The organism is Mesorhizobium sp. M7A.F.Ca.AU.001.01.1.1, from assembly GCF_004022735.1.
Lineage (GTDB): Bacteria > Pseudomonadota > Alphaproteobacteria > Rhizobiales > Rhizobiaceae > Mesorhizobium > Mesorhizobium ciceri.
This window is the reverse complement of the sequence record NZ_RZPF01000132.1, coordinates 1-11,237: the sequence shown is the minus strand read 5'-3', so window position 1 is coordinate 11,237 and position 11,237 is coordinate 1. Positions and strand designations below refer to the sequence as shown.

Sequence of the window (11,237 nt, the reverse complement as noted above, 5' to 3'; positions counted from 1 at the left end):
ACCACGGCACGCTGCTGATCACCGGCTACAACCCGGCAACCGGCGTTGCGGCCTATCAGTACACGCTGACCAGCCCGACCACGGACGTTCCCGCAGTCACCGAGACCGACAGCTTCTCGCTCACCGTTTCGGACGGCACCTCGTCGTCGGCCCCGGCAGCCATCGTCATCGACATCGTCGACGACGTGCCCAATGCGGTCAACGACACCAACAGCATCAGCGAGGACGCGCTTTCGCCGGTCAACGGCAATGTGCTGACCAACGACCTGCATGCCAACAACCGGCCGGGCGCCGACACGCCGACGAGCTTCGTCAGCTGGGATGGCTCGACGACGGGCGCGCACGGCACCTTCGTGGCCAATCCCGACGGCACCTACACCTATACGCTCAACAACGCCGATCCGGCGGTGCAGGCGCTGGATGCCGGCCAGACGCTGACCGAGACCTTCAACTACACGATGAAGGATGCCGACGGCGACACCGATACGGCAACGCTGACCATCACCATCAACGGCACCAACGACGTGCCGCAGGTCGTCGTCGACCAGGGCAACCCGGCCGGCGCGCATGACCAGGTCTATGAAGCAGGTCTGGCGGCGGGTTCGGCGGCCGGCGACGGCAGCACGGTTGCGACAGGCACCTTCACGGTGTCGGACGCCGACGGGCTCGACGACGTGCAGAGCGTCACCATCGGCGGCGTCACGGTTGCCATTGGCAGCCTTAACGGTTCGGTCTTCCAGGGCGACCACGGCACGCTGCTGATCACCGGCTACAACCCGGCAACCGGCGTTGCTGCCTATCAGTACACGCTGACCAGCCCGACCACGGACGTTCCGGCAGTCACCGAGACCGACAGCTTCTCGCTCACCGTCTCTGACGGCACCTCGTCGTCGGCCCCGGCAGCCATCGTCATCGACATCGTCGACGACGTGCCGACGGCCCATGCCGACACCAACAGCGTTGTCGAGGGCGGGATCGTGCTCGGCAACGTGCTGAGCGACGGCACGGACGACGTGTTCGGCGCCGACGGTGCGGCGGCGGGCGGCGGCGTTGTCGGGGTCCGCGTTGCGGGCGGCGACACCACGACGGCGGTGACGACGGGCGTCAACACGGTGATCAACGGCAGCTTCGGCACGCTGACGCTGCAGGCCAATGGCAGCTACAGCTATGACGGCCTGCCCAACGTGGTTCCGCCGGCAGGCGCAACGGAGACCTTCGTCTACACCATCATGGACGGCGACGGCGACCTGTCGACGACGACCCTGACCATCAACCTGTCGGACAGCGGCCTTGCCGTCTCCAACGACGACCTGACGGTCAACGAGGCGGCGCTGCCGATCGGCAGCAACCCGTCGAGCACCGCCGAGACCATCGCCGGAACGGTCGCCGACAATGTATCGGGCGGCACCGGGCCCTACACCTACGCACTGGTGAGCAACGCCATCGGCGCGCACGGCACGCTGACCTTCAATGCCAACGGCACCTACAGCTACACGCTGACCTCGCCGGTCGACGGCGCCGACGCCAACAACGGCACCAACACCGTCAACAATGTCGAGACCTTCACCTACCAGGCCACCGACGCCAACGGCAACACGATCACCAACACCATCACCATCGACGTCACCGACGACGTGCCGACGGCCCATGCCGACAGCGGCAATGTCAATGAAGGCGCGCTGCTGACCGTGACTGCTGCGGCCGGCGTTCTGATCAACGACGTGGCCGGGGCAGATGGTGCCACGATCGACGGCGTCCGGGCTGCGGGCGGCAACACGACAACGGCGGTGACGACCGGTGTCAACACCGACATTGCCGGCCTGCACGGCACGCTGCATCTCAACGCCGACGGCTCCTACACCTACCAGTCGACGGCCCACAGCATCAACGCGAACACCACGGACGTGTTCGTCTACACCATCAAGGATGGTGACGGCGACCTGTCGACGACGACGCTGACCATCAACCTGACGGACATCAATGACGCGCCCGTAGTCGCGAACACTCAGAACTGGATGTCGAGCGACCCGGCGCAGCAGACCTTGAGCACGCCCAGCTATCCGAATGGGTATCCGCTGCTGGTCTCCATTCCGACGGATGCGGACGGGGATAACCTCATCGTCACCGCTACGGGAACGATCCCCACCGGCACGTTCTATTTCAACGGCGTGACCTATATCGCCCTGACAGCCGGCACGGTGCTGTATAATCCGTCCGGCGGTATCAACCTGCTGGACGATCTGGTTTATCGGCCGACCGCATTGCAAACTGACACGGTCAACAACAACCTGTCGCTGGATGTCTATGACGGGCACACTCACGTTGCACAGACTGTTGGCATCCACGAAGTGCCGCCGACCAGCCTGCCCAGCGACACGTCGCAGATTGGCGATGGCAGCAGTCCGCTGACGTCGGGCAATGATCAGGTCACGACGCTTGCTCTGTCGCAAGCGACGGTAAACGCGATATTGGCGGATCCTCACAGCGCAACTGTCGTCGTCTATACCGATTTCCAAAAGACGCCGATTGATACGCCGATTGACCCTTCAGAGCGAAACCCAGGTGCGTTCGGAGATAGTAGCGCAGGGTCGCATCGTGAACAGGAGGTTCAGGTCGAGATCAGAATTGGCACCAATCACTTCGCCGCAGTAGAAGACGATTTGACCGCTGGGACCTTCGAGCAGACTTGGTTCTACGATCCGGCCACGGGTCAGATGAAGGCTACGGTCGACTACGATCACATCTTCCTTCTCGATGGCGCAGGCAATGCCACCGCTACGACGCTTGCCAGCTACTTGATCGCGCATCCGCCGGCAGCCGGAGACTCGTGGACCCTGTCCTACTTCGACAATGATGGCGGCAGTTGGCAGGCCCGCTCCGTCAATTTCTCCTTCTTCTCGCACAATCCTGGTGATCCCGGGATCACGGTGAACGGTGACCCAACGCTGGCCGACCAGATCTATGGAACGTCCGGTATCGACCAGCTCAGCGGTAATGGCGGCAATGACGTCATCGTCGGCCGGGGCGGCAATGACTTCCTCAGCGGCGGAGCCGGCAACGACCTGCTCAGCGGCGGCGACGGCAACGACCTTCTCATAGGAGGTCTCGGCCAGGACACCCTGACCGGAGGAGCCGGCGCCGATACGTTCCGGCTTGAGAATATCGACATCAAGGACCTCATCACTGATTTCAGCGGCGTGGGAGGACATGGCGACAAGATTGACCTGACCGCCCTGTTTGACACGGCGCCTGGAGGAGCCAATATCGGTGACTTCGTGAACTACAATGCGGGGACGGGTACGCTCAGTGTCGATGCCAACGGCAGCACCGGCGGCGCCAACTTCGTCGACGTGGCAACGCTGACGAACCTGCCCGCTGCCAACACGATCACGCTGCTCTACGACGATGGCATAACCCAGCATCAGACAACCGCAAACCTGGTCTAACGGCATAGCGCACAACCATGCGATTATGTTATACGTCGCTAATATTTAGGGGAGCTAAACATGAAACGTTCTGCAAGACTGCTTGTTTCCGCTGCGACGCTGTTGCTGGCAGTCGGGTCGACGGGGTATGCCGCCGACATCATCGAAGGTCCGACAGGCGATTATTGCCGGGTCGTCGGCACGTCCAATCTGGTCTTGAACGACAACATCGTCGATCTGAAGCAGCAGGTGGTGAAGCTGATGGACGAGTCGGTCGCCGCCGCCAACAGCTCGGAGTGGATCAACTCGTCCCGGCCCGTCTTCGTCTGGGCATCGGAAGCCAAGGTCGCCTGCGGCATGGCTTACGGCTACCTGAAGACGAACTACAAGGACGAAGACACCCTCAACAAATGCGAGTGTTTTCACGATCGCATGGTCGAGTACATGCACTGACCGGATAGGCGAACCCACGCCTGTTGGCCATCATGACAGCCGCCGGATCATTCTCGAAGGCGATCGCAGGCGGGATCGCGTTCGTCGGCTTTGGCCTCACTGTCACGCTGGCCCACGCCAACTGGCTGGAACGGCCTTTTGTGGAACAACAGCAGCCGTCCAGCCTGACGCGGCCGGCACACTGTGACACTGCCACGGAGTGGACCCGGCAGGCTTTCAAGGCGTTTGCCAGTTGCCAGGCATCGATCTATGGCCTGGAGCCGATGCTGGCGCATGCGGTGATGGAGATCGAAAGCGGCTTCGATCCCGGCGTGCAAGGCGCCGATGGCGAAGTCGGCCTGATGCAGGTGATGCCGGCGACCGCCAGGATGCTCGGCTTTCGAGGTTCCCTCGACGATCTCAGCGCGCCGGCGGCCAACATCGCGCTGGGGGTCAAATATCTTGCACAGGCCAACAGGCTCGCCGCGGGTGATCTCTGCACCACCGTCATGAAGTATCGCGCCGGGCACAATGAAAGCCGGTTCTCGGCCCTTTCAGTCCGCTACTGCCAGCGTGCGCGGGCAATCCTGGCAAGGGAAGGGATCGAAGTGACCGGCCCCTTGCCGGTGGCGACATTCGGCTTTTCCGCGTTTTCGCCAGGCGGGGAGGGTGGAGCCCCTGCCCAGGGAAAGGGCGTTTGCGTGCGCCGCGTGTTCGTGCCCGGGCCGCGATACATGAAATGCGCCGACTATCGAAGTGCCGGGCAAGCAAGGCAGATCAGGGCGCTCAGAGGCAGGCTTTTCGGCGGCTAAAAGAACTACAGACGGCACTGCAAGTCCGCCGTAACATGCGTTGAAGACCAGACCGGGAACAATATCCGGCGGCACATAGGGGTGGAGCATTCATGGAAGCTGGCCGACAGGTCCACCGTCCGCGGACATGGGCAATCGCCTTGGCGCTCGCCGCGATCGTGTCGGGCTGCCAGTCGAAGGGCGGCGTGTCCGAAGTGCTCGATCCGGCGGCGGTTACCGCGCCTGCCGGGCAGAACGGCGCCGCCGGCGCCGGTCCCGTCCAGGCGACCCAGTCGATGGGCACCGGCTCGACCAAAGTCACGATGCTGCTGCCGCTGTCCGCCCCTGGAACGGCCGGGGAAAACGGCAGGAAGATGCTCGATGCGACCAAGCTGGCGATGACGGATATCGGCAACGGATTGCTGGCGCTGACGGTAGAAGACACCAAAGGCGACAGCGCACTGGCCGGCAAACTGGCGGTTACGGCCATTACGACGGGGTCTAAAGTCGTCATCGGCCCGACCGAGCTGCCGGCGGCCCAGCATATTGCCACGCTGTCGGGGTCGAAGCGGCCACCGGTCCTGGCGCTCGCCGACAATTTCGCCGGCGGCCCCGGGGTCTATGCCGTGCTCCTTGGCGAAGCGGACAGCGCCGCCGCGGGCGCCGCGGGACTGGCCGCGAAAGGCAGCAAGAAGTTCGTACTGCTTGTCGCGGATGGCCCAAACGCCGGCGCCATGGAGAAGCGGGTCGCAAACAGCCTCAGCATCTACGGCGCGGCGCTCGCGGTCACTCTCCGATATTCTGCCGGCGACGGCGCGAAGACGGTCGACGAAATGGGCTCACTCGTGGACGCCCCCGACGCCGTCATCGTCGCCAGCGGCAATGGCAGTCCGTCGCCTGTCCTTGCCGCCCTCAAATCGAAGGGCATTCCGGGAAAGACGATCTCCGTCGTCGGGACGAACCGTTGGCTGGAGCACCCCATGGATCCGCTCTTCGAGGGGGCGTTTATCGCCACGCTCGATCCAAGCGAAACCGGGCCGATCGCCGACCGCTTCAGGACGACATACAACTATCCGGCTGACGTCAATGTGGCCTACGCCTATGATATGGTTGCCCTGACGGCAGGGATTGCCAGCGCGGTCGGGCCCGATGGTTTCAGCAAAAAAACTCTCGAGAATCCAAACGGCTTTCGCGGGTCGACCGGCCTGTTCCGGTTTCGGGCCGACGGATCCAGCCAACGCTCGATGCCGTTCTATCGGATTGAAAAAGGTGCGCTCAAGCTGGTTGCCAAATCGACGTCGGGTTTCTGACCGGCGCAAATCCCTGGGATCCTGTTCAAGCTGATGGCCAGGCCGGGCCGCAGCCGCTTGGCGATCGCACTTGGAAGCCTCCTGCTCCTGGCCGGGATCCTGCTGATCATTCAGGGCGGGGCGTTGCTTTCGGTCGATCAGCCTGTCCGTGCCCGGTCGCCAGATGTTGACGACACGCAGCCTGTCCGGCCGTTTGCCCCGGTTGCCGGCGCACAACGCCTGGAGCCGGCGCGCAAGGTTGCTCAAGACCTGATCGCTCCACCACGGCTTGATCCCGCTGAGATCGAACGGGCCGAGCCCCGTCCGCCGCTCAGCGAGCTCGGTCTCGCCGTGCCCCCGAAAACGCCGATGCCCAGGGATTGGCGGGAGGTCTTGCTCTACCGCCCGGTTGTCACATCATCGGCGATGTTCGAAGCCATGGGCCGCAAGGTGTTCATCAGCGGAGTGCGAGGCATCGATCTCGACAGCTCCTGCTCGTTTCATGACGTCACCTGGCCTTGCGGCGTACGCGCCCGCGCCGTTTTCAATTCCTGGCTGAGGGGACGCGCGCTGCACTGTTTCGTACCGCCGGACGTCGAGCGTTTTGCCGTCGCCGCACCGTGCAGGCTGGGCAAGCAGGATGTTGGCGCCTGGCTTGTCTCCAACGGCTGGGCCACGGCGCTGCCGAGCGGCATCTACGGCAAGGCGGAGGCGACAGCCAGGGACGCGGAGATGGGCATGTTCGGCCCGGCACAATAGGCTGTCATTCAATCCCTGATGTTTTGTTTGTTAACCGCCACGGGCGCAGCCTTGATGGGGTCATCGCGCAATCGATTAAATTGCAATGTTCCTTGAAACTGAAATTGCAACACACCGGCCTTATACAAGCCCATCCACAGGAGATCGGCCAGTGACAAAGACTATGGCGAGCACCACCGACCAGGCATGGAAAGGCGTCGCTTTGCTGACCTTTCTGGGAACCGCTGCAATCCTGGGCGTTTCCGTCGGTCTCAATTATCTGCTTCTGTTCTCGGAGGCGCTGACGCCATTTGGGCGCAGCATGGTCACGGCAATCCTGTTGCCTGTCGTTCTTGGTGTTCCGCTTTTTCTGTTCGTTGGATTGAAACAGATCGAGCTTCGTCGCTATCGCCGGGAACTCGACAAGTCGGCAACCTTCGACACCACGACCGGCTGCCTGAACGGAGCGGTCTTCACGTCGATGGTCGAAAAAAGAACCGCAAGGCCGTCGGTGCCGGGGCCGAAATCCGGCGCCTTCCTGGTCATCCATTCGGAGCATCTGCGGTCCATCAACCTGCGCTTTGGTCTTGAATGGGGCGATCAAGCCTTGCGGCTCATAGCCTCAACCATACAATCGTCAGTGCGCGCGGAGGATCTGGTTGGACGCATGGGGACGTCGATGTTCGGGGTCTTCCTCGCCGGCGCGACCGAAGCAGAAGCCAGGGAAATCGGCGAGCGTATCAGGGCGCGCATCGCACAAGTCTATTTCGCGCCAAAAGGCACCGAGGATGCCTTGACGGTCAAGGTCGGCGGCGTGGTGTTCGAGAACCAGGTGGAGTTCGCGGACATGTTCCGGTCCGCCGAGCAGCGCATGGCCGGCGTCCAGGACGGAGCCGCGTTTGAGCTGACGCATCTCCATAGCTGATAGTCGCCGGGAACCGGAGCCAGGGGAATTGTCGGACGCGGACGCCCTCACGCTGCCGGCGGGGTAACCCGAGAAGACGCCGCCCAGGTTTCGGCGATGGCGACGATCGCCGCGTTGATCGGTCCGCTCGGGATCGCCGGCATCACCGAGGCGTCGACGACAAAGGCATTGTCGAAGCCGTTCAGCCGCAAGTCAGGATCGACGACGGCCTCGGTGTCAAGACCCATCCGGCAGGTGCCGGCCGGATGATGATGGGTGGAAGCAGCCCTGGCGATGAAAGCATCGAGTTCGGCATCGGACCGAACCGGTGCGCCTGGCAGGATCTCCGTATCGCGCCATTCGTCCAGGGCCTCATGATGGCCGACCATGCGCGCCCGCTTCAACGCCATCCTGAATGTCGCGCGATCGTGTTCGGTTTCGAGATAATGCGGATCGATGACCGGCGCATCGTTGCGGCCCGGCCCGCTCGGTGTGATGCGCCCGCGGCTTGTCGGATGGGTGACGCCGCAAAGGATGGTAAAGGCCGAGCCATAAAGCGGGGCATTCAGGCCCTCGGCCGCCGACGGAGCGACGACGCAGGCGAGCACGATATCGGGACTTCCCATGGAGCGGATCGGGTCGTCGCTGTGCAGATACATCAGCGATTCGGAGTGCTGCAGGCGGGAAGGCGGCACCGGCTTTTTGGTGCTGTAGACATTTCCAAGAGCCAGCAGATGATCCTGCAGGTTGCGGCCCACCTCGCTGCGATCGGCAAGGCAGCGTATGTCAGCCTGCTTCAGCGTATCCGGGCAACCAATGCCCGACCGCATGAGGATGAGCGGCGTGGACGCGGCGCCGGCGCAAAGGACAATCCGGTCGGCACAGAGCGTTCTGGTCTGGCCCTCGCAGACCACGCTCACGCCCGTGACCCTGTGGCCGTCCAGCACCAGATGCTCGACCTCGTGGCCGGCGAGCAAGGTCAGGTTCGGCCGCGCCATGACCCGCGGCGGCAGATAGGCGTCGGCGACGCTCAGGCGCTTGCCGTCGCGTATGTTGAGTGAATTGGGGCTGGTGCCGACCAGCTCGCCGCTGTTGTGGTCGCTCAGGGCGGGAGCCCCCATGGATCGCCCGGCGGCGATGTAGGCACGCACGACCGGACTGACCTCGGCGTCCGGCAGATAGACGTCCAGCGGGCCGCTCTTGCCGCGTGTTGGCCCGTCGAAAGCGGTGAAGGCTTCGCTGCGGATGAAGCCCGGCAACAACCCCCGATAGGACCAGCGCTCGCCGCCGGCTTGCACCCAGGGGTCGAAATCATCGGGATGGCCGCGCACATAGGCCATTGCATGCAGGCAGCTCGAGCCGCCGACGATTTTGCCGCGCGGCCATTCATGGACGCGGTTGGCGGTGAAGGGCTGGGGCACGGTCCGATAGCTCCAGTCGTAGGCGCGGCCCTGGAGCATCGTCCATTTCAGCGGGTCGGCGATGTCGGGATCGGCCGGCATCGTCCCGGCTTCGATGAGGCCGACCTGGCACGACCGGTCTTCACTGAGACGGCTGGCAACAACCGAGCCAGCGGATCCCGCGCCGATGACCAGCACGTCGAAATGACGTTTCAATTTGAAATTCCCCGCACAGGCTCGATGTCAGAGGTGATGCGATCACGCGGCAAAGGCGCCGGCATTCGACCGTTCCATGATCTGTCTCTGCACCGACAGAAGGTGCGCGCGCATTGCGGCCTCTGCCGCTTCGGGGTCGCGCTGCGAGATCGCTTCGGCGATCAGGCGATGCTCGCCGTCGCGGTGGGCGATCCGCTTGGGGCAGGTGGGTGCCGCGGTGCGCGCAACCTTCACCCGCGCATCGACACCGACCTGGCGCAGCATCTTGTAGAATTCCGCGGCGAGGTGGTTGCGGGCCGCGGCAACGATCGCGAGATGGAAAGCGAAGTCGACCTCACCCGACGGGGCGTTCTCCGGCGTGGTTGCCGCGTCGAGGATCCGCGCCGTCTCGAAAGAGGAGGCGCGCAGCGACGCCAGTCGGGCAAGGCCCGGCTCCATAATCAGGCGCAATTCCAGGACCTCGATCGGATTGGTTACCCTGACCAGTTCCTCGCCATATCTCGGAAGGGCGGTCGGCGCCCGCCTGGCGCGCGCCGGTTTGAGGTCGCCTGAAAGGCGCAGCACTTCAAGCGCCTTGCGAAGCTGATGGCGCTTGACGCTCAGATGTTCCGCAAGATCGCGCTCGGACGGAAGCTTGCCGCCGCCCTGCTGCAACTGGCGGACCGCGGCGATGATGTCGTCGAGATCAGATGGTCCGACCTGCGGCTCGAATGCGCTCAAAACCAAATCTCCTGTCCGATCGGCAGACCGCCGACTCAACGTCCCGACATCATATTGTGACACGAAAACCTGTTCGACGGCACTCAACCAATTCAACCAATCTACAACTGTACGCAATGGTTGACAACACCAGTTGCGCGATGGTTGACTGCCCATGTCGACGGTTGCCATCGCGGCAGACGTCTTTCTCCCGAGGATCACGCATGCCGGCTGGCGAAACCTTTGACTACGTCATTGTCGGTGCGGGATCGGCCGGCTGCGTGCTGGCGAACCGGCTGAGCGAAGACCCTGCCGTGTCGGTGCTTTTGTTGGAGGCGGGGGATTGGGACCGCGATCCGATGATCCACATCCCGCTCGGCTGGGGCAAGATACTGACGGAGCGCCGCCACGACTGGATGTATTTCTGCGAGCCCGAGGCCAATGTCGGCGGCCGCAAGGTCGAATGCGCGCGCGGCAAGGTCATCGGCGGCTCTTCCTCCACCAACGCCATGGCTTATGTGCGCGGCAATCGCGGCGACTACGATCGCTGGGCGGCAAGCGGCCTGACGGACTGGTCGTTCGACAAGGTGCTGCCCTACTTCAAGAAGCAGGAGCGCTGGGAAGCGGGCGAAAGCCGGTACCGTGGCGGCAGCGGGCCGCTGAACACCCAGTTCTGCCGCTACAAGGACGAACTGATCGATGCCTTCGCCACAGCCAGCCGTGATGCCGGATACCCGCAGACCGATGACTATAACGGCGCCATACAGGAAGGCTTCGGCCGGCTGCAGATGACAATTGCCAACGGCCGCCGCTGCTCGACCGCAACCGCCTATCTGCGGCCCGCCATGCGGCGCGGCAATGTCAAGGTGCTGACCGGCGCGATGGCGACGAAGATCCTGCTCAGGGATGGCCGCGCAGCCGGCATTGCCTACACCAGAGGCGGGGCGAGCCATGAAGTTCTGGCGCGGCGCGAAGTTCTGCTTGCCGGCGGCGTCATCAACACGCCGCAGCTGATGATGCTGTCAGGCATAGGCGACAGCGGCGAGCTGGCGGCGCATGGCATCGAGACGAAGGTCGATCGTGCGCAAGTCGGCAAGAATCTGCAGGACCACGTTTCGGTTATCGTGATGTATCGGCGCAAACAGCCTGGACCGTTTCTCAAGATGATGCGGGCCGATCGTATCGGGCTGGATTTCGTCAGGACTTATCTCACCGGAAAGGGCTTTTCGGGAGATGTGCCTGGCGGCGTCGTGGCATTCCTGAAAAGCGACACAAGCCGGCCGTTGCCGGACGTACAGCTGCTTTTCACCGCCGCGCCGCTTGGGGCATGGCCTTACATGTCG

At 63.4% G+C, this 11,237-nt stretch carries 9 protein-coding genes; 7 read left to right on the top strand and 2 right to left on the bottom strand.

Translation table 11 applies throughout. The features are described from left to right. The 6 genes from EN884_RS10895 to EN884_RS10870 all read left to right on the top strand — a co-directional run. Positions 1-3,446, top strand: a 3,446-nt coding sequence (locus EN884_RS10895; RefSeq protein ID WP_128360553.1) for a VCBS domain-containing protein, incomplete at its 5' end; no start/stop codon positions are given. A gap of 60 nt (positions 3,447-3,506) precedes the next feature. Then, complete coding sequence (locus EN884_RS10890) at positions 3,507-3,878, top strand: hypothetical protein (RefSeq protein WP_027163714.1); 372 nt, start codon at positions 3,507-3,509, stop codon at positions 3,876-3,878. Positions 3,879-3,910: 32 nt separating this feature from the next. Beyond that, the gene (locus EN884_RS10885; protein WP_063170328.1) at positions 3,911-4,669 is read left to right on the top strand and encodes a transglycosylase SLT domain-containing protein; all 759 of its coding nucleotides are present in this window, start codon (positions 3,911-3,913) and stop codon (positions 4,667-4,669) included. 140 nt (positions 4,670-4,809) lie between these two features. Beyond that, positions 4,810-5,958: an ABC transporter substrate-binding protein gene (locus EN884_RS10880; RefSeq protein WP_244514232.1), complete on the top strand. Its 1,149-nt coding sequence runs from the start codon at positions 4,810-4,812 to the stop codon at positions 5,956-5,958. A 33-nt stretch (positions 5,959-5,991) separates the two neighbouring features. Further along, the gene (locus EN884_RS10875; RefSeq protein ID WP_063168897.1) at positions 5,992-6,696 is read left to right on the top strand and encodes a hypothetical protein; all 705 of its coding nucleotides are present in this window, start codon (positions 5,992-5,994) and stop codon (positions 6,694-6,696) included. Positions 6,697-6,847: 151 nt separating this feature from the next. Continuing rightward, on the top strand, positions 6,848-7,600 hold the full coding sequence (locus tag EN884_RS10870; protein ID WP_082826542.1) for a GGDEF domain-containing protein: 753 nt from the start codon (positions 6,848-6,850) through the stop codon (positions 7,598-7,600). 47 nt (positions 7,601-7,647) lie between these two features. Here the strand turns inward: EN884_RS10870 and EN884_RS10865 are convergent, their stop codons facing one another. Together EN884_RS10865 and EN884_RS10860 are read right to left on the bottom strand one after the other, a co-directional pair. Further along, positions 7,648-9,195: a GMC family oxidoreductase N-terminal domain-containing protein gene (locus tag EN884_RS10865; RefSeq protein WP_063168895.1), complete on the bottom strand. Its 1,548-nt coding sequence runs from the start codon at positions 9,193-9,195 to the stop codon at positions 7,648-7,650. Positions 9,196-9,237: 42 nt separating this feature from the next. Beyond that, on the bottom strand, positions 9,238-9,915 hold the full coding sequence (locus tag EN884_RS10860) for an FCD domain-containing protein (RefSeq protein ID WP_013529856.1): 678 nt from the start codon (positions 9,913-9,915) through the stop codon (positions 9,238-9,240). Between the two features lie 203 nt (positions 9,916-10,118). Between EN884_RS10860 and EN884_RS10855 the strand changes: the two genes are divergently transcribed. Continuing rightward, on the top strand, positions 10,119-11,237 hold a 1,119-nt coding region (locus EN884_RS10855; RefSeq protein ID WP_128360552.1), incomplete at its 3' end, for a GMC family oxidoreductase N-terminal domain-containing protein.